This window comes from Micromonospora sp. NPDC047740, from assembly GCF_043204735.1.
GTDB lineage: Bacteria > Actinomycetota > Actinomycetes > Mycobacteriales > Micromonosporaceae > Micromonospora.
Genome location: NZ_JBIDCT010000003.1, coordinates 337,387 through 358,652, shown reverse-complemented (window position 1 = coordinate 358,652; position 21,266 = coordinate 337,387). Strand labels below are relative to the sequence as shown.

At 73.9% G+C, this 21,266-nt stretch carries 16 protein-coding genes; 12 read left to right on the top strand and 4 right to left on the bottom strand.

Going from position 1 to position 21,266, the window contains the following annotated elements; genetic code table 11:
• The first annotated feature begins 158 nt into the window (after positions 1 to 158).
• Positions 159 to 1,160: a DUF4349 domain-containing protein gene (locus ACGF4F_RS08675; RefSeq protein WP_357437623.1), complete on the top strand. Its 1,002-nt coding sequence runs from the start codon at positions 159 to 161 to the stop codon at positions 1,158 to 1,160.
• On the opposite strand, the gene ACGF4F_RS08670 is transcribed toward ACGF4F_RS08675, so the two are convergent.
• The gene (locus tag ACGF4F_RS08670) at positions 1,117 to 2,376 is read right to left on the bottom strand and encodes an amidohydrolase (protein ID WP_393075931.1); all 1,260 of its coding nucleotides are present in this window, start codon (positions 2,374 to 2,376) and stop codon (positions 1,117 to 1,119) included. The two genes, ACGF4F_RS08675 and ACGF4F_RS08670, sit on opposite strands and share 44 nt — an antisense overlap.
• A gap of 745 nt (positions 2,377 to 3,121) precedes the next feature.
• On the bottom strand, positions 3,122 to 4,705 hold the full coding sequence (locus ACGF4F_RS08665; protein ID WP_357437617.1) for a methylmalonyl-CoA mutase family protein: 1,584 nt from the start codon (positions 4,703 to 4,705) through the stop codon (positions 3,122 to 3,124).
• Between the two features lie 203 nt (positions 4,706 to 4,908).
• Here ACGF4F_RS08665 and ACGF4F_RS08660 point away from each other — a divergent pair, with 203 nt between their 5' ends.
• The gene (locus ACGF4F_RS08660) at positions 4,909 to 7,020 is read left to right on the top strand and encodes a protein kinase (protein WP_357437614.1); all 2,112 of its coding nucleotides are present in this window, start codon (positions 4,909 to 4,911) and stop codon (positions 7,018 to 7,020) included.
• A 49-nt stretch (positions 7,021 to 7,069) separates the two neighbouring features.
• The gene (locus tag ACGF4F_RS08655; RefSeq protein ID WP_357437612.1) at positions 7,070 to 8,737 is read left to right on the top strand and encodes a phospho-sugar mutase; all 1,668 of its coding nucleotides are present in this window, start codon (positions 7,070 to 7,072) and stop codon (positions 8,735 to 8,737) included.
• Positions 8,738 to 8,822: 85 nt separating this feature from the next.
• On the opposite strand, the gene ACGF4F_RS08650 is transcribed toward ACGF4F_RS08655, so the two are convergent.
• Both ACGF4F_RS08650 and upp read right to left on the bottom strand, forming a co-directional pair.
• Positions 8,823 to 9,500 carry a GPP34 family phosphoprotein gene (locus ACGF4F_RS08650; protein WP_357437609.1) on the bottom strand — a complete coding sequence of 226 codons (678 nt, stop codon included), beginning with the start codon at positions 9,498 to 9,500 and terminating at the stop codon, positions 8,823 to 8,825.
• A gap of 156 nt (positions 9,501 to 9,656) precedes the next feature.
• Positions 9,657 to 10,289: a uracil phosphoribosyltransferase gene (gene upp, locus ACGF4F_RS08645; RefSeq protein WP_073839912.1), complete on the bottom strand. Its 633-nt coding sequence runs from the start codon at positions 10,287 to 10,289 to the stop codon at positions 9,657 to 9,659.
• A gap of 135 nt (positions 10,290 to 10,424) precedes the next feature.
• Between upp and deoC the strand changes: the two genes are divergently transcribed.
• The 9 genes from deoC (at position 10,425) to cydC (ending at position 21,215) form a co-directional block, all read left to right on the top strand.
• On the top strand, positions 10,425 to 11,384 hold the full coding sequence (gene deoC, locus ACGF4F_RS08640; protein ID WP_393075926.1) for a deoxyribose-phosphate aldolase: 960 nt from the start codon (positions 10,425 to 10,427) through the stop codon (positions 11,382 to 11,384).
• A 5-nt stretch (positions 11,385 to 11,389) separates the two neighbouring features.
• Positions 11,390 to 12,820 carry an aldehyde dehydrogenase family protein gene (locus tag ACGF4F_RS08635; protein ID WP_357437603.1) on the top strand — a complete coding sequence of 477 codons (1,431 nt, stop codon included), beginning with the start codon at positions 11,390 to 11,392 and terminating at the stop codon, positions 12,818 to 12,820.
• Positions 12,813 to 13,637 (top strand): aldehyde dehydrogenase family protein, encoded by an 825-nt coding sequence (locus tag ACGF4F_RS08630; RefSeq protein ID WP_357437600.1) that lies wholly within the window; start codon positions 12,813 to 12,815, stop codon positions 13,635 to 13,637. The genes ACGF4F_RS08635 and ACGF4F_RS08630 overlap by 8 nt, the downstream gene beginning before the upstream one ends.
• Before the next feature lie 152 nt (positions 13,638 to 13,789).
• Positions 13,790 to 14,221, top strand: a complete 432-nt coding sequence (locus ACGF4F_RS08625) for a BlaI/MecI/CopY family transcriptional regulator (RefSeq protein ID WP_357437597.1) — start codon at positions 13,790 to 13,792, stop codon at positions 14,219 to 14,221.
• Positions 14,222 to 14,231: 10 nt separating this feature from the next.
• Positions 14,232 to 15,137: a M48 family metalloprotease gene (locus tag ACGF4F_RS08620; protein WP_357437594.1), complete on the top strand. Its 906-nt coding sequence runs from the start codon at positions 14,232 to 14,234 to the stop codon at positions 15,135 to 15,137.
• Positions 15,138 to 15,236: 99 nt separating this feature from the next.
• On the top strand, positions 15,237 to 16,484 hold the full coding sequence (locus tag ACGF4F_RS08615) for a cytochrome ubiquinol oxidase subunit I (RefSeq protein WP_357437592.1): 1,248 nt from the start codon (positions 15,237 to 15,239) through the stop codon (positions 16,482 to 16,484).
• A gap of 11 nt (positions 16,485 to 16,495) precedes the next feature.
• Entirely contained in the window at positions 16,496 to 17,503 is a 1,008-nt protein-coding gene (locus tag ACGF4F_RS08610; RefSeq protein WP_357437588.1) for a cytochrome d ubiquinol oxidase subunit II, read from the top strand.
• Positions 17,500 to 19,179 (top strand): thiol reductant ABC exporter subunit CydD, encoded by a 1,680-nt coding sequence (gene cydD / locus ACGF4F_RS08605; protein WP_357437585.1) that lies wholly within the window; start codon positions 17,500 to 17,502, stop codon positions 19,177 to 19,179. Before ACGF4F_RS08610 ends, cydD begins: the two co-directional genes overlap by 4 nt.
• Entirely contained in the window at positions 19,176 to 21,215 is a 2,040-nt protein-coding gene (gene cydC / locus ACGF4F_RS08600; protein ID WP_357437582.1) for a thiol reductant ABC exporter subunit CydC, read from the top strand. The genes cydD and cydC overlap by 4 nt, the downstream gene beginning before the upstream one ends.
• The last annotated feature ends 51 nt before the right edge of the window (positions 21,216 to 21,266 follow it).

Here is a 21,266-nt window from a genome sequence, read left to right as displayed (position 1 = left end):
ACCCCGGGACGGGGCCGTCGAAGATCGGAGCGGGGACATGAGCGAATCATCAGCACAGCAGCGCAGCGAGGTGACGGCATGAGCGAGCGTCAGCGAGCGAATCATCAGCACAGCGTCGTGGTGCCTCATGCCGGCGCCGAGCGCAGCGAGGTGACGGCATGAGTGGACGAGGGGGACGCCGCCGGGCCGTATCACTGGCGGTGGCGGGGCTGGCGGTGGTGCTTGCCGCAGGGGCTTGCGGCGCCGACAGTGGGCAGAACGACCAGGCCACGTCGGCGGAGGCACCGGCCGCGGGCGCGGCCCAGGACAAGGCGGGCGCGGGCGCGGATCGGGACGCGGCGGCGCCCGCCCCGGCCGGTTCCGGCGGAGCCCAGCCGGACCTGCGGGTCGACCAGCGGTCGATCATCTACACCGGCACGTTGCAGGTCCGGGTCGACGACGTGGAGAAGGCAGCCCGCGCGGCGACCGACGCGGCGACCGCGGCGGGCGGGTTCGTCGGCGGCGACCAGCGGCACAGCGAGGCGGCGGACGCCCGCGCCGAACTGACCCTGCGGGTGCCGGCGGATCGGTTCACCGCGGTCGTCGACGAGTTGTCCCGGCTCGGCCAGCCGGAGCAACGCGAGGTACGCACCGAGGACGTCACCGAGGAGACCGTCGACCTGGACGCCCGGATCGCCACCCAGCGGGCTCGGGTGGACAGCGCCCGGAAGCTGCTCGCCCGGGCCAGCTCGATCAACGAACTGGTCACCTTGGAGAACGAGGTGGGCCGGCGGGAGGCCGACCTGGCGTCGCTGGAGGCGAAGAAACGCCGACTGGCCGACCTGACCGCGCTCTCCACCATCACGGTGACCTTCGTGGGCACCGACGCGACGACCGCCGAGGAGGGGCCGGGACTCGGCTTCCTGGTCGGGCTGCGGGGCGGTTGGAACGTCTTCGTCACCACGATGTTCGTGCTGCTGACCGTGCTGGGCGCGGTGCTGCCGTTCGCGGTGGTGATCGGCGTACCGCTGGTGCTGCTGGTGCGGGCGGCGCGCCGACGTCGGGCGCGCCGGGCGCCACCGGCCGGTCCGGCCCCGACGGTGCCGGGACCGGCCGGTCCGGTGGGTGGTCCGGCGCCTAGCGCGCCGCCGCCAGTGCCCGCAGCGCGGTCTGGACCATGAGGCGTACGCCGACCGGGATGGCGCGCTCGTCCACGTCGAACGAGGCCCGGTGCAGGTCCACGTTGGGCCCGTTCCGGCCGACGCCGAGGCGGGCGAGCGCGCCCGGCACGTGCTCGAGATACCAGGAGAAGTCCTCGCCACCCATGCTCTGCGGGGTCTCCGCGATCCCCTCGGGCCCGAGGGCGGCCGCGGTGGCGGCGGTGAGTACGCCGATGGCGCGGGCGTCGTTGCTGACCGGCGGGCGACCGCGCAGGTATTCCAGGTCGACTGTCGCGCCGGTGGGGGCGATGACGTCCCGGACGACCTGGGCCACGATCTTCGGGGCCTGCTCCCAGGTGTCGCGATCCATCACCCGCAGCGTGCCGGCGGCGCAGGCCTCGGAGGGGATGACGTTGTAGCGGGTGCCGGCCGAGGCGTGGCCGAACACCAGCAGCAGCCCGCTGTTGGCCGCCACCCGCCGGCTGACCAGGGCCGGCACCTCGGTGACCAGCCGGCCCAGCGCGTCGACCAGGTCGACCGTGAGGTGCGGGCGGGCGGTGTGCCCGCCCGGGCCGGTGAGCCGGACGGTGACGTTGTCGGCGGCGGCGGTGATCGGGCCGACCCGGAGACCGACCCGGCCGACCGGGAGGTTCGGGTCGCAGTGGACGGCGAAGATCTGCACCACGTCCTCGAGACCACCGGCCTCGATGACCTCCAGCGAGCCGCAGGGCAGGATCTCCTCGGCCGGCTGGAAGATGAGCCGGACCCGGCCGTCGAGCTGGCCGAGGTCGGCGAGCTGGGCGAGCAGCATGCCGACGCCGAGCATCACCGTGGTGTGCACGTCGTGCCCGCAGGCGTGGCAGACGCCGTCCACGGTGGACCGGTACGGCACGTCCTTCGGGTCGGCGAGCGGCAGCGCGTCGATGTCGGCGCGGAGCGCGATCACCGGGCCGTCCGGGCGCCCGTCGATGTCGCAGATGACGCCGTTGCCCTTGGGCAGCAGGCGGGGCCTCAGCCCGGCGAGGGAGAGCTCCCGGTGGATCAGGGCGGCCGTCTCGAACTCCTCGCCGGACAGTTCCGGGTGGGAGTGGATGTGACGGCGGGTGGCGATGAGCCCGGGTACCCGGAGGGCGAGCAGATGGTCGAGCTCGAAGGGCAGGGGCTGGGACCCGGTCGGCGCCTCCGGCCAGGACGACGCCAGCGGGCTGCCGGAAGGCAGCGTCAACGCACTCGTCACGTCGAATTCTCGATCACTAGAGATGGATGGATCTTCGGGGAGAACAGCAGACAGCCTAGACCGCCGCCGGTGACGCTGCGCAACGTCTTTCGGGTAGCGGTCGGACCGCATAGCGTCACGAATGCCCTGGTGGGAAGGCTCGAATATCTGCGGGACAGCAGGTAGATCGCGGTCGAACGCCGTCATCTGCCCCACACCTCCTACAACGCGTAACCGATTCAACGGTCACCAAATCCCGGGCCGTCGTTCCGAATTGTCGCATTAGTCCCGGCAATTAACTGCCGGTCGGACAATTGCGCGACAACAGTCGGCTGTCGGACGACTCCCCACGGTGACAGGCCGGTCCGCTGTGCAACCGCACAGGCTGTCCGTCCCGTTCACCCGACCGGGTTTACCCGCATTCCGACCGACCACTCCGGCTCGGCGTGTCTGACGCCACGCCGCGACCCGGAGCAGTCGTCCGCACACGCGCACAAAGGGTGGGCCGCACTGCCCCACGGCTCGACGGACGGGCCGGGCAACGCCGCCCGGAGGGCCCGCACCGAAGGTGCCGCCAGGCAGCTCGCCGGCGCCTTCGCAGAGCCGTCTCCGCTTCCGCTCACGTGCGGGGAGACCATCGACTGTACGCCGCCGCGAGGCCCTGGGGCGAGACCCGTACGGCCAGCTCAGGAGGCTCTCAGCCAGGCCGACCCAGGCGCGGCCACCCCTTCCCGGGGCACCGCCCGGGCCGCCGCCGGGAAGCAGGTCAGAACCGGTCGCTCGGCCGGTACGTGCCCCACACCTCGCGCAGCGTCCCGCACACTTCGCCCACCGTGGCCCGGGCGCGCAGCGCCTCCTTCATCGGGTAGAGCACGTTCGCGCTGCCCTCGGCGGCGGCCCGCAGCTCGGCCAGGGCACGCTCGACCGCCTCGGCGTCCCGCTCGGCGCGCAGCTTCGCCAGCCGCTCCGCCTGGGCGGCCTCGATCGCCGGGTCCACCCGCAGCGGCTCGTACGGCTCCTCCTCGTCGATCTGGAACCGGTTGAGCCCGACCACCACCCGCTCGCCCGAGTCGATCTCCTGGGCGATCCGGTACGCGGACTGCTCGATCTCCCGCTTCTGGAAGCCGGCCTCGATCGCGTCCACCGCCGAGCCGTGGTCGAAGACCCGCTGCATCAGTTCGTCGGCGGCCGCCTCGATCTCGGCGGTCATCGCCTCCACCACGTACGACCCGGCGAACGGGTCCACGGTGGCGGTCAGGTCCGTCTCGTACGCCAGCACCTGCTGGGTCCGCAGCGCCAGCCGGGCCGCCTTCTCGGTGGGCAGCGCGATCGCCTCGTCGAAGCTGTTGGTGTGCAGCGACTGGGTGCCGCCGAGCACCGCGCCGAGCCCCTGGATCGCCACCCGGACCAGGTTCACCTCCGGCTGCTGGGCGGTGAGCTGGACGCCCGCGGTCTGGGTGTGGAACCGCAGCATCATCGACTTCGGGTTCTTCGCCCCGAACTCGTCGCGCATCAGCCGGGCCCAGAGCCGGCGGGCCGCCCGGAACTTGGCGACCTCCTCGAGCAGGGTGGTGCGGGCGACGAAGAAGAACGACAGCCGGGGCGCGAAGTCGTCCACGTCCAGCCCGGCGGCCAGCGCCGCCCGGACGTACTCCACGCCGTTGGCCAGGGTGAACGCGATCTCCTGCGCGGGCGTCGCACCGGCCTCCGCCATGTGGTAGCCGGAGATGGAGATGGTGTTCCACTTGGGCACCTCGGCCCGGCAATATGCGAAGGTGTCGGCGACCAGGCGCAGCGACGGCTTCGGCGGGAAGATGTACGTCCCCCGGGCGATGTACTCCTTGAGGATGTCGTTCTGGATGGTGCCGTTGAGCGCCCCGCCCGGCACCCCGGACTCCTCCGCCACGAGCTGATAGAGCAGGAGCAGCACGGAGCCGGGTGCGTTGATGGTCATCGAGGTGGAGACCTTGTCCAGCGGGATGCCGGCGAAGAGCTGCCGCATGTCCTCGATGGAGTCGATGGCGACGCCGACCTTGCCCACCTCACCGTGCGCGATCGGGTCGTCGGAGTCGTAGCCCATCTGGGTGGGCAGGTCGAAGGCGACCGAGAGGCCCATGGTGCCGGCGCGCAGCAGCTGGTGGTAGCGCGCATTCGACTCGGTGGCGGTGCCGAAGCCGGCGTACTGCCGCATGGTCCACGGGCGGGAGGTGTACATCGTCGGGTACACCCCGCGGGTGTACGGGTACTCGCCCGGGGCGCCCAGCCGCTCGGCCAGTTCCCCGGGAAGATCGTCCGCCGTGTAGACGCCCTTGATCGGGAAACCGGACTCGCTTGACCGCCGTTCGCTCATTACCGGATGGTAGGACGCGGCCGGGCGTCGATGGATGAGGGATACCGCACACTGCGCCGGCCGCTCGACGACAGGTGAGTAGCTGGCCACATACCGTCGAGTAGGTAAACGTCCGCCGCGTCGGGTTTCGCATCGGGCGTCGGAACCAGCAAGATAGGGGGGTTGTGTCCCAGCCCCCTCGATATCCCCCGGTGGCTTTTCAAGTGACTCAGATCCCGACGTGGAGCGGCGGACCGGTCAGTCCCCCCACTGGACGCGCGGCACCCGGCACCACCATAGGTGGTCGCTACTCGCTGCGGTCTCCGGTGGGCAACGGCGGCATGGGCACGGTGTGGCGCGCGACCGACACCCTGCTGCGGCGCGATGTGGCGGTCAAGGAGGTCGTGCTCCCTCCGGGGCTGGCCCCCAGCGACCGCGACGCGCTGTACGAGCGGACCCTCCGCGAGGCCCGCGCGGCCGCGGCGATCCAGCACCCGGCCGTGGTTCAGGTCTACGACGTGGTCACCGAGGGTGGCCGCCCGTGGATCGTGATGGAGCTGCTGGACGCGCGCAGCCTGGCCGACATGGTGATCGAGGACGGGCCGGTCGCGCCCCGCGTGGTTGCCAAGATCGGCATCGCGCTGCTCGGCGCCCTAGAGGTGGCGCACGCGATCGGCGTGCTGCACCGCGACGTCAAGCCGGCCAACGTGCTGATCTGCTCCGACGGCCGGTGCGTGCTGACCGACTTCGGCGTCGCCCGGATGCCCACCGACGTGCAGCTCACCACGCCCGGCATGGTGCTCGGGTCGCCGCACTTCATCTCGCCCGAGCGGGCGATGGGCCAGGATTTCGGCCCGCCGAGCGATCTGTTCTCGCTCGGCGTCACGCTCTACACCGCCGTGGAGGGCCGCCCCCCGTTCGACAAGGGCGACCCGATCGAGACCATGCACGCGGTGGTCGAGGACCCGCCGGCCACCCCGCAGCGCAGCGGCCCGCTGACCGGCGTGCTGATGGGCCTGCTGGAGAAGGATCCGGCCCGCCGGTACGACGTGCACACCGCCCGGCGCATGCTGCGTGAGCTGCTCGCCGGCCCGCTGACCAGCAACGCCGTCGCGGTCAACTCGGTCACCGACCCGTACTCGGTGGTGCCGGTGCAGCGGCCGCCGATTCCGCTGCCCGCCGCGCCCGAGCCGAAGCCGACCGGGCAGATCGGCGGCCGGGCGATGATCGGCCCCGGCGAGTCACTGACCGACCGGCTCGCTGCCCTGCGCCGGGGCGAGCGCACCGAGCCCGGAGCGGCCGCGGGCAGCGCGGCGCTGGACGAGACCAGCGCGGACGCGCTGGCCGGTCCGCTGCACACCCCCACCGGCGCGATGCCCGCGCCGGGCGCCGCCCCGGAGGCCACCCAGCGAATCTCGCCGGACGCCACCCAGCGGTTCGGCGGGGGCGCGGGACCGGAGGCCACCCAGCCGGTGTACGGCGGCGGACACCCCGACGCCACCCAGCGGGTCAGCACGGGCCATCCCGACGCGACCCAGCCGGTGTACGGCCGCGGCGTGGACGCCACCCAACCGGTGTACGGCCGCGGCGCCGACGCCACCCAGCCGGTGTACGGCGGCAACCAGTGGTCGGTGCCGGGCACCGGCCAGCCGTGGGCCACCCCGCCCGCCGCGCCGGCCGACGGCGGTGCCCTCGGCAAGGCCCGCGGCGTCGGCAGGCAGCTCGTCGGCACGATCACGGGCTGGCCGCGCAAGGTCCAACTGGCCGCCGCCGGGGGTGTGGCCGTGCTGCTGCTGATCGTCGTGATCGCCCTCAACAGCGGCGGCGACGAGACCCCGCCGCCGATCGTGGGCACGCTGCCGACCGCCACCGCCGAGGCCCCGCCGGTCGAGATGCAGGAAGTCACGGCTAAGGGGATCACCGTCCAGGTACCCAAGGGCTGGGAGCGCAGGGACTCCGACGGCGTCTACGTCGACTTCGTCGACCCGCAGCAGGAGGGCCGGAAGGTGCGGGTGCTCGCCGAGAAATGGAAGAAGGGTGACTCGACGAGCTGGGCCAAGTCCGCCTCCCGGAACCTTGCCGGCAACAGCAAGTCCTGCGCCAAGCCGTACAACGAGATCGCGATGTCGGAGACGGACCTGGCCGGCAAGCCGGCGGCGGAGTTCGAATACACCTGCGGCGAGGGCGACTCGATGCGGCACGGCGTCTGGCGCGGCGTGGTCGAGGACGGGAAGGTGTACTCGTTCTACCTGACCGCCAACGACGCGAAGTTCGCCGAAAGCAAGCCGATCTTCGACGCGATGGCCGGGTCGTTCCAGCTCACCGGGGCCAACTGAGTCGAGGCCGACGGGCAGTGGTGCCCCGACGCCGTGCTATCAAGAGGCCATGGCGGCGGAAACCACTGATCTTGACGAGCTTCGCGACCGGGCCCAGCGGTGGCTCGACGACGACCCCGACCCGGCCAGCCGGGACGAGTTGCGCGCGGTCCTGGACGGACTGCCGGGCAGCGGCCCGGAGCTGGCCGACCGGTTCGCCGGTCCACTGACCTTCGGCACCGCCGGGCTGCGTGGTCCGCTGCGCGCCGGCCCGAACGGGATGAACCTCGCGGTGGTCACCCAGGCCGCCGCCGGGCTGGTCGGCTGGCTCGCCGACCAGGGCGGTGAGGGACCGCTGGTCATCGGGTACGACGCCCGCTACGGCTCGCGGGCGTTCGCCGAGCGCACCGCCCAGGTCGCCACGGGTGCGGGTCGCCCGGCCCTGCTGCTGCCCCGCCCGCTGCCCACCCCGGTGCTGGCGTTCGCGGTGCGGCACCTCGGCGCGGTGGCCGGCGTCATGGTCACCGCCAGCCACAACCCGCCGCAGGACAACGGCTACAAGGTCTACCTCGGCGCGCAACTCGGCGGCGAGTTGGGCGCGGGCGCACAGATCGTTCCCCCGGCCGACGCCGGCATCGAGGCGGCCATCCGGGCGGTCGGCCCGCTGGCGAAGGTGCCGCTCGGCCCGGCCGGCAAGGTGCTCGGCGACGACCTGGTCGCCGCGTACGTGGAGCGGGCCGCCGCAGTGATCGATCCGAGCGGTCGGCGCGACCTGAAGGTGGCGTACACCCCGCTGCACGGGGTGGGCGGCGCGGTGCTGACCGCCGCCTTCGCCCGGGCCGGGTTCGCCGTGCCGGGCGTGGTGCCCGACCAGGCCGAGCCGGACCCGGACTTCCCCACGGTGAATTTCCCCAACCCGGAGGAGCCGGGCGCGGTGGACCGGCTGGTCGCGCTGGCCCGCGACCGGGACGCAGACCTCGCCATCGCCAACGACCCGGATGCGGACCGCTGCGCGGTCGCTGTCCCGGACGGTGCCGGCAACTGGCGGATGCTGCGCGGCGACGAGGTGGGCGCGCTGCTCGCCGACCACCTGATGCGCCGCGGGGTGACCGGCCTGTACGCCACCACCATCGTGTCCTCGTCCCTGCTGCGGGCCATGTGTGCCGCCCGAGGCCTGCCGTACGACGAGACGCTGACCGGGTTCAAGTGGATCGTCCGGGCCGGCGGCGGGAGCGAGCCGCTGGTCTTCGGCTACGAGGAGGCGCTCGGCTACTGCGTCGCGCCGGAGCACGTCCGGGACAAGGACGGCATCACCGCCGCGCTGAGCGTCGCCGAGCTGGCCGCCGGCCTCAAGGCCCAGGGCCGTACGCTCACCGACCGGCTCGACGAGCTGGCCGCCGAGTTCGGCGTGCACCACACCGACCAGCTGTCGGTCCGGGTGGACGACTTGCGGGAGATCGCCGGGATGATGGCCCGGGTCCGGGCGGCCACCCCGGAGACGCTGCTCGGGCACCGGGTCACCGAGGCGAAGGACCTGCTCCCCGGCGCGGACGTGGTGATCCTGCGGACCGACGCGGCCCGGGTGGTGATCCGCCCCTCCGGCACCGAGCCGAAGCTCAAGGCGTACCTGGAGGTGGTGGAGCCGGTCCCGGACGGCGACGTCCCCGCCGCCCGCACCCGCGCCCAGGCCGCGGTCACCACCCTCCGCACCGAGGTGTCCACCGCCCTCGGCCTCTGACCTCTCACGAGTTGATCAAGAGGTTTGCGTCGGCAGGGCGCGCCACCGAGAGGCAAACCTCTTGATCAACGACGGCAGTCGGGGGTCAGGCGCGCTTGCCGAGGGCGGCGTCGATCGCCTGGCCGAGCGCGGCGACCACCAGGCCGATGGAGGGGCGGACCACCGAGTCGTCCAGGCTGACGTTGCCGGAGAAGCCGGCGCCACCGGCGATCGCCTCCAGCCGGCGGCGGGCGTCCCGGGCGTCCTCGCCGGTCAGGCCGAGCGCCGGTTCCATCCGGAGCACCGCCACCAGGGTGGCGAGCGCGGCCGTCCGCTCATCGGGGGCCTGGTCGTCGGTCAGCGCCTCGGCCAGCCGGCGGCGGATGTCCGCCTCCACCGAGGCGTCCGCCACTGGGTAGCGGTGCACGTGGATGAAGCCCAGCTCGGTCTCGTCGATGTCCCGGACCACGCCCCGCCCGCAGAGGTCGCCGAGGATCCGGTCGCGCAGGCCGTGCCGCAGCCGCTGCACCCACGACGACGGGGTGTGCGGCGTGTCGGCGGCGATCCGGGCGAGGACCTCGTCGGCGATCGGCTCACCGGTCGGGGCCGGGTCGATCACCGCCAGGGAGCCGTCGGCGTACGCGATCCGGCCGGCCAGGGCCAGCTCGACCAGCACCGCCGCGGCCATCCCGAGGTCCAGGCTGATCCGGGGCATGGTCGCCTTGCCGGTTTCGTCGTCGTAGGCGAGGAGCAGCAACTCTTCGGCGAGCGCAACACCAGTCATGGCCCGGAACGGTAGCGGCTCCCCGCACCCCCGCGCACGGACTCGCCCACGCGGCGTCCGGACCCGACTGATTCACGGAAAGAGGGCCCATTCCGCACTGGATGGGCCCTCTTTCCGGGAATCTGCGCCTCGCCGGGAGGGCTCGGCCGGGGTGGGTCAGAAGCGGGGCATGCCGCCGAACTGGCGGTCGCCGGCGTCACCGAGGCCCGGGACGATGAACATCCGGTCGTTGAGGCCCTCGTCGATCGAGGCGGTGACCAGGCGCAGCGGCAGGCCGGACCGCTCCAGCCGCTCGATGCCGACGGGCGCGGCGAGGACGCAGAGCACCGTGATGTCGGTGCAGCCGCGGTCGGCGAGCAGCCGGCAGCAGTGCTCCAGCGAGCCGCCGGTGGCCAGCATCGGGTCGAGCACCAGCACCGGCAGTCCGCTCAGGTCGCGGGGCAGCGACTCCATGTACGCGCGGGGCTCGAAGGTCTCCTCGTCGCGGGCCAGGCCGACGAAGCCCATGGACGACTCGGGCAGCAGTCCCAGGGCGGCGTCGGCCATGCCGAGACCGGCCCGCAGCACCGGCACGAGCAGCGGCGGGTTCGCCAGCCGGGTGCCCTCGGTCGCGGTGACCGGGGTCTGGATCGGGTACTTCTCGACGGGGAAGGAGCGCGCGGCCTCGTACACCAGCATGGTGGTGAGTTCGTGCAGCGCGGCCCGGAACGACGCCGAGTCGGTCCGGGCGTCCCGCATGGCGGTCAGCCGTGCCTGGGCGAGCGGGTGGTCAATGACGTGTACGTCCACGAACGCTCAACCTACCGGGCAGACCGGCCCCGCACCGCACCTGCCGGCTGACCAGCGACGCCGCTCACGTGTGGCGCTCACGACCAGGCACCGTGACCAAGATCACACCTCCACGGGATGCGTACTATTCACGCCATGACGGCGACAGCGACGTCGGCCCGGTCGGACCTCTCCGAGCTGGGACGATCCGAGACCGCTCTGCGGACCTTCCTGCACGGCCTGCCGGGCGTGGATCAGGTCGGCGCGGAGCAGCGGGCGGCACAACTCGGCACCCGCTCCATCAAGACCACGGCCAAGGCCCAGGCGATCGACCTGGCGATCCGGATGGTCGACCTGACCACCCTCGAAGGGGCCGACACCCCCGGCAAGGTGCGGGCGCTCGCCACCAAGGCGCTGCGCCCCGACCCGGCTGACCCGTCCTGCCCGCACGTCGGCGCGGTCTGCGTCTATCCCTCGATGGTCCCGTACGTGGCGGAGGTGCTGCGCGGCAGCGGTGTGCACCTGGCCAGCGTGGCGACCGCCTTCCCGTCCGGCCAGGCGCCGCTGGAGGTCAAGCTCGCCGACACCCGGGCCGCGGTTGCGGCCGGCGCCGACGAGATCGACATGGTGATCAACCGGGGTGCCTTCCTGGCCGGCCGCTACCAGGAGGTCTACGACGAGATCGTGGCCACCAAGGAGGCCTGCGGGGAGGCCCACCTCAAGGTGATCCTGGAGACCGGCGAGCTGGCCACGTACGACAACGTGCGGCGGGCCTCCTGGCTGGCCATGCTGGCCGGCGGCGACTTCATCAAGACCTCCACCGGCAAGGTGCCGGTCGCGGCCACCATGCCGGTGACCCTGGTGATGCTGGAGGCGGTCCGCGACTTCCGCGCCGCCACCGGGCGGCAGGTCGGCGTGAAGCCGGCCGGCGGGATCAAGACCAGCAAGGACGCGATCAAGTACCTGGTCATGGTCAACGAGACCGTCGGCCCGGACTGGCTGGACCCGGACTGGTTCCGGTTCGGCGCGTCCAGCCTGCTGAACGACCTGCTCATGCAGCGCACCAAGCTGACGACCGGCGTCTACTCCGGTCCCGACTACTTCACCCTGGACTGAGCGCGATGTTCGAATACGCACCCGCCCCCGAGTCGCGCTCGGTGGTGGACATCAAGCCCACGTACGGGCTGTTCGTCGACGGCACGTTCGTCGACCCGACCGACGGCGGCAGCTTCAAGTCGATCAACCCGGCCTCCGAGGAGGTCCTCGCCGAGATCGCCGAGGCCGGCAGCCAGGACGTGGACCGCGCCGTCCGCGCCGCGCGCAAGGCGTACGAGAAGGTCTGGGGCCCGATGCCGGGCCGCGACCGGGCCAAGTACCTGTTCCGGATCGCCCGCCTGATCCAGGAGCGCTCCCGCGAGCTGGCCGTGCTGGAGTCGCTGGACAACGGCAAGCCGATCAAGGAGTCCCGGGACGTCGACGTCCCGCTGGTCGCCGCACACTTCTTCTACTACGCGGGCTGGGCCGACAAGCTCGACCACGCGGGCTTCGGGCCGGCGCCGCAGCCGCTCGGGGTCGCCGCGCAGGTCATCCCGTGGAACTTCCCGCTGCTCATGCTGGCCTGGAAGATCGCCCCGGCGCTCGCCGCCGGCAACACGGTGGTGCTGAAGCCGGCCGAGACCACCCCGCTGACCGCACTGCTCTTCGCCGAGATCTGCCAGCAGGCCGACCTGCCCGCCGGCGTGGTCAACATCGTCACCGGCGCCGGCGACACCGGCCGGGCGCTGGTCGAGCACCCGGGCGTGGACAAGGTCGCGTTCACCGGCTCCACCGACGTCGGCAAGGCCATCGCCCGCGCGGTCGCCGGCACCCGCAAGAAGCTCACCCTCGAGCTGGGCGGCAAGGCCGCCAACATCGTCTTCGACGACGCCCCGGTCGACCAGGCCGTCGAGGGGATCGTCAACGGCATCTTCTTCAACCAGGGGCACGTCTGCTGCGCCGGCTCCCGGCTGCTGGTCCAGGAGTCGGTCGCCGACCGGGTGCTGGAGTCGCTGAAGCGCCGGATGGCCCAGCTGCGGGTCGGCGACCCGCTGGACAAGAACACCGACATCGGCGCGATCAACTCGGCCGCCCAACTGGAGCGGATCCGCGAGCTCTCCGAGGCCGGGGCCGCCGAGGGCGCCGAGCGCTGGTCGCCGGCCTGCGACCTGCCGGACCGGGGCTTCTGGTTCGCGCCGACCATCTTCACCGGGGTCACCCAGGCGCACCGGATCGCCCGGGAGGAGATCTTCGGCCCGGTGCTCTCCGTGCTCACCTTCCGCACCCCGGCCGAGGCCGTGGAGAAGGCGAACAACACGCCGTACGGGCTGTCGGCCGGGATCTGGACCGACAAGGGCTCCCGGATCCTGTGGCTGGCGGACCGGCTCCGGGCCGGCGTGGTCTGGGCCAACACGTTCAACAAGTTCGACCCCACCTCGCCGTTCGGCGGCTACAAGGAGTCGGGCTACGGCCGCGAGGGTGGCCGGCACGGGCTGGAGGCGTACCTCAATGTCTGAGCGGGTCGCGGTACGCAAGACGTACAAGCTCTTCATCGGCGGGAAGTTCCCGCGCAGCGAGTCGGGACGGTCGTACATCGTGCAGGACTCCAATGTCGTACTGGCCTCCCGCAAGGACGCGCGCGACGCGGTCGTGGCCGCCCGGGCCGCCGTGAAGGGCTGGGCCGGGGCGACCGCGTACAACCGGGGTCAGATCCTCTACCGGGTCGCCGAGATGCTGGAGGGCCGCCGCGAGCAGTTCGTCGCGCTCGGTGTGCCGGCCGACGAGGTCGACGCGGCGATCGACCGCTGGGTCTGGTACGCCGGCTGGTCGGACAAGCTCCCCCAGGTGTACGGCGGCGCGAACCCGGTGGCCGGGCCCTACTTCAACCTGTCCGCCCCCGAGCCGACCGGCGTGGTGGCCGTGGTGGCCCCGGAGGCGCCGGCGCTGCTCGGCCTGGTCAGCGTGATCGCCCCGGCGATCGTCACCGGCAACACCGTGGTGGTGGCGGCGTCGCCGGCGCAGCCGCTGCCGGCGGTGACCCTGGCCGAGGTGCTGGCCACCTCCGACCTGCCGGGCGGGGTGGTCAACATCCTCACCGGCCGGATCACCGAGACGGCGCCGACGCTGGCCGCGCACATGGACGTCAACGCGATCGACCTGACCGGGGTGAGCGACGCCGAACTGGCCGCCGAGCTGGAGGTCAAGGCGGCGGAGAACCTGAAGCGGGTGCTCCGGCCCGCCCCGGCCGGTCACGACTGGTTCGCCGACCCGGGCCTGGCCCGGATGACTGTGCTGCTGGAGACGAAGACTGTGTGGCACCCCAAGGGCGTCTAGCTCTGGTGGGGTTTCCGGCCGTCGCCATCAAGATCTGCACAAGTTCACGGGAAGAGTGGCCTCCGCGCGTCGGGTGGCCACTCTTTCCGGGTAAGAGGGCCCTCGCACGCCGCGGCGGCACAGGGGTCTACTACGGGGGGTAGGATTGGGGCGTGACTCGGCTGGGTGATCTCGAACGTGCGGTGATGGACGTCCTGTGGGACCTGGTCCCCGGCACGTCGGACGGGGTGACCGTCCGCGAGGTCGCCGACGCCCTGGACGGGCGCGAGCTGGCGTACACGACCGTGATGACGGTGCTGGACCGGCTCGCCGGCAAGGGCATGGTGCAGCGCCAGCGGGAGGGTCGGGCCTGGCGCTACCGGGCGGCGGCCAGCCGGGAGGCGCACATCGCCCAGCTCATGCTCGACGCCCTCGACCTCGGCGGCAGCCGGGACGCCGCGCTGGTGCGCTTCGCCCGCTCGGTGACCGGCACCGAGGCGGAGGTGCTGCGCGCGGCGCTGAGCGCCGAGGCCGGGCTGACGGACCGGGTCGAGGACCCGCGGGCCGGGCAGCCGAGGCTGGCCGACGAGGCGACGGACCGGTAGGGCGGCGGCCGTGGCGTACGCCCTGCACTTCGCCGCCAGCATCCTGGCCTGCTGGCTGACCGCGGAGGTGCTCGCCGCCTCGACGTGGACTTGGCGCGCCCCGCGGGTGGCGATCGTCTGCTGGCAGGCGGTCGGGCTGGCGCTCGGCCTCTCCGCGATGGGCCTGCCAATGGCGCTCGGCCTGGCCGCGTACGACCAACCGACCGGGAGCGCCCTGGTCGCCCTCGCCACCGACCTGGCCCACGGCACCCTGCCGGCCGGGGTCGGGGCGGTGCACCTCGGCCTGGTCGGGGTGGGCTTCGGCATCGGCGCGGTGCTGCTCACCACGACCGTCCGCAGCGTCTACGGCACGGTCCGGGCCCAGCGCCGGCACCGGGAGCTGCTCAGCCTGGTCGCCCGCCGGGATCCGACCGTGCCGGGCGCGCTGGTGCTCGACCACCCGAGCGCGGCGGCGTACTGCCTCCCGGGCGTGAAGCCCCGGGTGGTGGTCAGCGCCGGCACGCTCAGTCTGCTGGACCGGGCCGAGCTGGCCGCGGTGCTCACCCACGAGCGGGCGCACGCCCAGGAGCGGCACGATCTGGTACTGCTGCCGTTCACCGCGCTCGGCCGGGCCCTGCCCTGGTTCCGCTGGGTGCGGCACGCACAGGAGCGGGTGGCGCTGCTGGTCGAGATGCGCGCCGACGACAAGGCCCGCGAGCTGCACGCCGAGGCGCCGCTGGCCGGGGCGTTGCGCCGGTTCGCCGCCGCCGGGCACCGGATCACGCCGGCCGGCGCGCTCGGCCTCGGCGACCGGGACCTCGACGTACGGGTGCAGCGGCTGCTGGTCCCGGACCGGACACCCCGGCTGCTGGGCGCCACCGCGCTGGCCGTCACGACCACCCTGGCCGCCCTGCCGATCACCCTCTTCCTGAACTGACCGATCCACGACCAGCCGGGTCTCCAGGCCGGCGATATAGGTAGGCAGCCTACGTGTAGGCTCACTATCAAAAGCGAGCCAACCCGTGGGAGAACGACCATGGATCCCCTGCTCCTCGCCCGCCTGCAGTTCGCCACCACCACCTCGATCCACTTCCTCTTCGTGGTGGTCACCCTCGGCCTGGTCACCCTGCTGGTCGCGCTGCAGACCGCCGGCTTCATCACCGGCAAACCGGTGTACGAGCGGCTGACCCGCTTCTGGGGCCAGCTCTACGTGATCAACTACGTGCTCGGCATCGCCACCGGCATCGTGATGGAGTTCCAGTTCGGGCTGAACTGGAGTGGCCTGTCGCGGTACGTCGGCAACGTCTTCGGCGCGCCGCTGGCCATCGAGACGCTGGTCGCGTTCTTCCTGGAGTCCACGTTCCTCGGCATGTGGATCTTCGGGTGGCACCGGCTGCGCCGCGGCGTCCACCTCGCGCTGCTCTGGGGCGTCGCGCTCACCGCGTACGCCTCGGCGTTCTGGATCATGGTGGCCAACGCGTGGCTCCAGCACCCCGTCGGGTACGAGGTCCGCGACGGCGTCGCGCACCTCACCGATTTCGGCGCGCTGCTCACCAACCCCACCCTCACCTTCGCCTTCGGACACGTGGTGTCGGCGAGCCTGGTCACCGGTGGGATGCTGATGGCCGCGGTCAGCGCCTGGCACCTCATCCGGCGTACCCCGGACTTCGCGCTCTTCCGGAAGTCCCTACGGCTCGGGCTGCTCACCTTCGCGGTCGCGGTGGTCTTCCTGATCGGGTTCGGCTTCGCCCAGTTCGGCCCGGTCGGGGAGCTCCAGCCCACCAAGTTCGGCGGCGGCGCCGACCGGGACGCGCTGGTCGCCGAGTGGACCGCGCGGTTCGGCCCCGGCGACTACACCCCGCCGACGCTGTCCAACGTGGGTCTCGGCTTCATGATCCTGATCGGGATGGCGCTCTTCTTCGGCATCCTGGTGGTGCCGCTGCTCTGGCGGGATTGGATCATCCGGCTGCAGTTCCCGCTCTGGCTGATCCTGCTCGCCGTGCCGCTGCCCTTTGTCGCGGTGATCCTGGGCTGGATCGCCCGCGAGGTGGGGCGCCAGCCCTGGGTCGCGTACGGGCTGCTGCCGACCGGGCAGGCCGTCTCGCCGGTCGGCCCCGGGCTGATGCTCACCTCGCTGGTCGGCTTCACCCTGCTCCTCGGCACCCTCGCCGTCACCAACTGGGTGCTGCTGGCCCGGCACGCCGTCCGAGGCGCGCACGACCCCGCCCTCGGCCGCCCGCCCGCGCCCGACACCGACACCCGTCCCCACCCCGTGTTCGCCTGAGGGAGCCCGCCATGGAACTCGCCTGGTACGCCCTGCTCGGCCTCTTCTTCGCCACCTACCTCGTCCTCGGCGGCTACGACTACGGCGTCGGGCTGCTCCTCGCCCGCGGCGGCACCCTCGCGGCGCGGCGGGCCGCGCTCACCGCCGTCGGGCCGTTCTTCCTCGGCAACGAGGTCTGGCTGGTGGCCGCCGTCGGCATCCTCTTCGGCGCCTTCCCCACCCTGGAGGGCGAACTGCTCTCCGGCCTCTACCCGGCCGTGCTCGGCGCGCTGGCCGGGGTGGTGCTGGTGACCGCCGGCGTGCAGTTACGCAGCCGGCCGCACGCCGGCTCGGCCCGCGCCGGCTGGGACCGGGTGATCGTGGCCGGCAGCGTGCTCGCCGCCCTCGGCTGGGGCGCCGTGCTCGGCGGGCTGCTGCAGGGCCTACCGCTGACGGCCGACGGGCACGTGGCCGGCGTGGGTCACCTCTTCACCCCGTTCGTGGCCGCCGTCGCGCTGGCGACGCTGGCGCTGGTCGCCGTGCAGGGTGCGACGTTCCTCACCCTCCGGCTGCCCGCCGCCGACACCCCGTCGGTCGCCCGGCTGGCCCGGAGGCTGGTGCCGGCGGCGCTCGCCGCGGTCGCCGCGGCCACCCTGCTGGGCCTGCTCTCCGACCGGGTACGCGCCGCCGTGGCCCGCCCGCTGGTCGCCGTACTCCTGCTCTCGGCGCTGGTCGCGGCGTTGCTGGTGGCCCGCACGGCGCTCGGCCGCGGCCGGGCCGGGGTGGCCTTCACGGCGACCAGCGCGGCGCTGGCGCTGCCGGTGGCGCTGATCGGGGCGGCCCTCTGGCCCCGGGTGCTGGTCTCCACGGTCGACCCGGCCGCCTCGCTGACCGTCGCGGACGCCGCGGCGAGCGGGCCGACCCTGTCGCTGCTGGGCTGGCTCGCGCTGCCGCTCGTGCCGGCCCTACTAGGCTTTCAGGCGATGTGCTGGTGGGTGTTCCGGGGACGGACCGACGGCAGGGCACCGGTGTACTGGTGAATCGCCGCCCGTTCGACCCGCGGCTGCTGCGCCGGGTCCCCGCGGCCCGGCGCGACCTCGCCGTGCTCGCAGTGCTGGGCGGGCTGACCGCGCTGCTGGTGGTCGCGCAGGCCACCGCGCTGGCCACGCTGCTGGCGACCGCGATCGACGGGCGGCTGCACCGGGCGGCGCTGGCCGGCTTCGGCGCGGCGGTCGCCGCCCGCGCGCTGGTGAGCTGGGCGCAGGGCACGGTGGCCGCCCGGGTGGCGGCGACGGTGAAGGCCACCCTCCGGGCCGACCTGCTCCGCGCGGTCGGACGGCACGGCCCCACCTGGGTCGCCGGGCAGCGGGCCGGGCAGCTCGCCACCCTCGCCGGCCGGGGCCTGGACGCGCTCGACCCCTACTTCACCGGCTACCTGCCGCAGCTCGTGCTGAGCGTGACCGTGCCGCTGGCCGTGCTGGCCCGGATCCTCCTCGCCGACTGGAGTTCGGCGCTGATCATCGCGTTGACCATCCCGCTCATCCCGATCTTCGGCGCGCTGCTCGGCTGGCAGGCGCAGGCCGCCACCGAGCGGCAGTGGCGGCGGCTGTCGCTGCTCGGCGGGCACTTCCTGGACATGGTGGCCGGACTGCCCACGCTGCGCGCGTTCGGCCGGGCCCGGGCCCAGGTCGACGTGGTACGCCGGATGGCCGACGGGCACCGGCAGGCCACCATGAAGACGCTGCGCATCGCGTTCCTCTCGGCGCTGGTCCTCGAACTGGTCGCCACCCTGTCGGTGGCACTGGTCGCGGTGCCGGTGGGCATCCGGCTGCTCGGTGGCGGGATCACGCTCTCCACCGCGCTGCTGGTGCTGTTGCTCACGCCGGAGGCGTACCTGCCGCTGCGCGCCGCGGGCAGCCGGTTCCACGCCAGCATGGAGGGGCTGACCGCGCTGGACGAGGCGCTCACCGTCTCCGCCCCGCCGGCTCCCGCCGCGCCGGCCCGCGTACCGGCGCCGCCGCCCGGCGGCCACGGCGAGATCCGCTTCGAGGGCGTCACCGTCGCGTACGAGCGGACCACCGCGCTGCGCGACGTCACGCTGACCATCCGGCCCGGCGAACGGATCGCCGTCATTGGACCCAGCGGGGCCGGCAAGAGCACGCTGCTCGGCCTGCTGCTCGGCTTCGTCACCCCGACCGCCGGCCGGGTCACCGTCGGCGGGGTGGACCTCGCCGACGTCGACCTCGACGCGTGGCGGCGCCAGGTGGCCTGGGTGCCGCAGCGGGCCCACCTGTTCGCCGGCTCGCTGGCCGACAACATCCGCCTCGGCGCCCCGGACACCGCCGACGCCGCCCTCGCCCGGGCGGTCACCGACGCGGCGCTGGACGAGGTCGTCGCCGGGCTGCCCGAGGGCCTGGCCACCCCGCTCGGGGAACGCGGCCACGGCCTGTCCAGCGGGCAGCGGCAGCGGGTCGCGCTGGCCCGGGCGTTCCTCCGGGACGCCCCGCTGGTGCTCCTCGACGAGCCGACCGCCCGGCTGGACACCGCCAGCGAGACGGTCGTGCTGGCCGCCACCCGGCGGTTGGTCGCCGGGCGTACCGCGCTGCTGGTCGCGCACCGGCCCGCGCTGCTGGTGGACGCCGACCGGATCCTGCGGGTCGAGGACGGCCGGGTCACCGAGCTGAGCCCGGTGCCGGTCGGGAAGGTGACGGGATGAGCCGAGGCCCTGACCAGCCCGCCGGCGCGTCCGGGGAGCGCCCCGCACGGCCGGACAGGCCGGTTCCCGGACGGCCCGAGCAGCCGGGGATCTCCTCCGGCGGCGAGGTCGTGCCCGGACGGCCCGACCAGCCGGTGCGGGCCGTACCCGGGGGCGTCTCGCGGGACGGGGCGACCCCGGCCGCCCGCGACCCGGGCGCGCCGACCGCCGCCGAGGCGAACCCGCCGGAGCTGACGCCGGACGGGCCCGCCCCGACCGTCGCCGGACCGGGTGCCGGCCCGACGGATGCCGGGGGCGCGACGCGCGCCGAGTGGGCCGTGCTGCGGCTGGCCCGGCCCTGGCTGGGCCGGCTGGTGGGGGCCGGGCTGCTCGCCGCGGCCACGGAGTTCGCCGGGTTGGCCCTGATGGCCACCGCCACCTGGCTGCTGATGAGCGCCGCCGGGCGGCCGACGCTGGACCGGTTGACCGTGGCCATCGTCGCGGTCCGGGCCCTCGCCGTCAGCCGGGGCGTGTTCCGCTACACCGAACGGCTCGCCGGGCACGACGCGGTGCTGCGCATGATCACCGACGTCCGGGCCCGGGTCTTCGCCACCCTCGCCGCCGGGCGGGACGCCGCCGCCCAGCGGACCGGGGACGCGTTGAGCCGGCTCGTCTCCGACGTGGAAGCGGTGCAGGACCTGCTGCTGCGCGTGCTCGTACCGGGGTCCGCCGCCGCGCTGGTGAGCCTGCTCGCCGTCGGGGGCGCCGCGCTGATCTCGCTCCCGGCGGCCGGCGTGCTCGCCGTCGGGCTGCTGGTGGCCGGGGTGGCACTGCCCACGCTGGCCACCGCGCTCACCCGCCGGGCCGCCGACGAGGTGGCCCCGCTGCGCGGGGCGCTCGCCGTGGACGCGGTCGACCTGACCCACGGGGCCGCCGACCTGGCCGCGTTCGGCGCGACCGACCGGGCGCTGGCCGCCGCCGAGGGGCGCGCCCGGCGCCTCGCCCGGCTGGAGCGCCGGCTCGCCGCGACCGGCTTCGCGGTCGACGCGACCGGGGTGCTGGTCAGCGGGCTCACCGCTGCCGGTGTGGTCGTCGTGGCGTTGCGCGCCGGCGTCGGCGGGGTGCTGGTCGGCGTCCTCGCCGTCGGCACCCTCGCCGCGGTCGAGATCGCCCTCGCCCTGGTCGGGGCCGCCCGGCAGCGGACCCAGCTCCGCACCGGACTGGCCCGGGTGGCCGCCCTGCTCACCGCCCCGGCACCGCCCCCCGCCGCCGGTCCGGCGGCCCGCACCGGCGACCGGCACGACGTCCGGTTCGCCGGGGTGACCGTGCGGTACCGGGCGGGGGCGGCGCCCGCCCTGGACGGGGTCGAGTTGGACCTGCCGGCCGGCCGTCGGGTGGCCGTGGTCGGGCCGAGCGGGGCCGGCAAGAGCACGCTGGCGGCGGTGCTCACCGGCGCGGTACGCCCCGCCGCCGGCCGGGTCACCCTGGACGGGGTGGAGGTGTCCGCATACCCGGCCGAGGAGCTGCCCCGGGCGATCGGCGGGCTGCTCGCCGAGGCGTACGTCTTCCACGCCTCGGTCCGGGAGAACCTGCTGCTTGGCCGGCCGCGGGCGACCGAGGAGGAGCTGGCCGCCGCCACCCGCGCGGCCGGCCTGCTGGACTGGGTACGCGCCCAGCCCGACGGCTGGGACACCGTCGTCGGCGAGCAGGGCGGGCAGCTCTCCGGCGGCCAGCGGCAGCGGCTCGCGCTGGCCCGTGCCCTGCTGGCCGCCCCGGCGGTGCTGGTGCTGGACGAGCCGACCGAGGGTCTCGACCCGGCCGCCGCGGACGCCGTGCTCGCCTCGGCGCTGGCCGCCACCCCGGCCCACCACTCGGTGCTGCTGATCAGCCACCGGCTGAGCGGCCTGGCGGAGCTCGACGAGATCGTCGTGCTCGACGCCGGCCGGGTGGTACAGCGCGGCCGGCACGCCGAGCTGGTGGCGCAGCCCGGCTGGTACCGCGACCAGTGGCTGCTCCAGGAAGCGGCGGAGCGGGGCTACCTGGCGCTGGCACCCTGAGCACCCTTCCGGGAAATTCCCGGACGCGGTCCGCGCCGCGGGGTGGCAGGG

Excerpts from the sequence above, each read along its gene's own strand:
- ACGF4F_RS08630 (WP_357437600.1), top strand. The coding sequence starts at position 12,813 with ATGTCTGAGCGGGTCGCGGTACGCAAGACGTACAAGCTCTTCATCGGC.
- ACGF4F_RS08675 (WP_357437623.1), top strand. The coding sequence starts at position 159 with ATGAGTGGACGAGGGGGACGCCGCCGGGCCGTATCACTGGCGGTGGCG.
- ACGF4F_RS08635 (WP_357437603.1), top strand. The coding sequence starts at position 11,390 with ATGTTCGAATACGCACCCGCCCCCGAGTCGCGCTCGGTGGTGGACATC.
- ACGF4F_RS08650 (WP_357437609.1), bottom strand. The coding sequence starts at position 9,500 with ATGACTGGTGTTGCGCTCGCCGAAGAGTTGCTGCTCCTCGCCTACGAC.
- ACGF4F_RS08610 (WP_357437588.1), top strand. The coding sequence starts at position 16,496 with ATGGAACTCGCCTGGTACGCCCTGCTCGGCCTCTTCTTCGCCACCTAC.
- deoC (WP_393075926.1), top strand. The coding sequence starts at position 10,425 with ATGACGGCGACAGCGACGTCGGCCCGGTCGGACCTCTCCGAGCTGGGA.
- ACGF4F_RS08615 (WP_357437592.1), top strand. The coding sequence starts at position 15,237 with ATGGATCCCCTGCTCCTCGCCCGCCTGCAGTTCGCCACCACCACCTCG.
- ACGF4F_RS08665 (WP_357437617.1), bottom strand. The coding sequence starts at position 4,705 with ATGAGCGAACGGCGGTCAAGCGAGTCCGGTTTCCCGATCAAGGGCGTC.
- ACGF4F_RS08655 (WP_357437612.1), top strand. The coding sequence starts at position 7,070 with ATGGCGGCGGAAACCACTGATCTTGACGAGCTTCGCGACCGGGCCCAG.
- cydC (WP_357437582.1), top strand. The coding sequence starts at position 19,176 with ATGAGCCGAGGCCCTGACCAGCCCGCCGGCGCGTCCGGGGAGCGCCCC.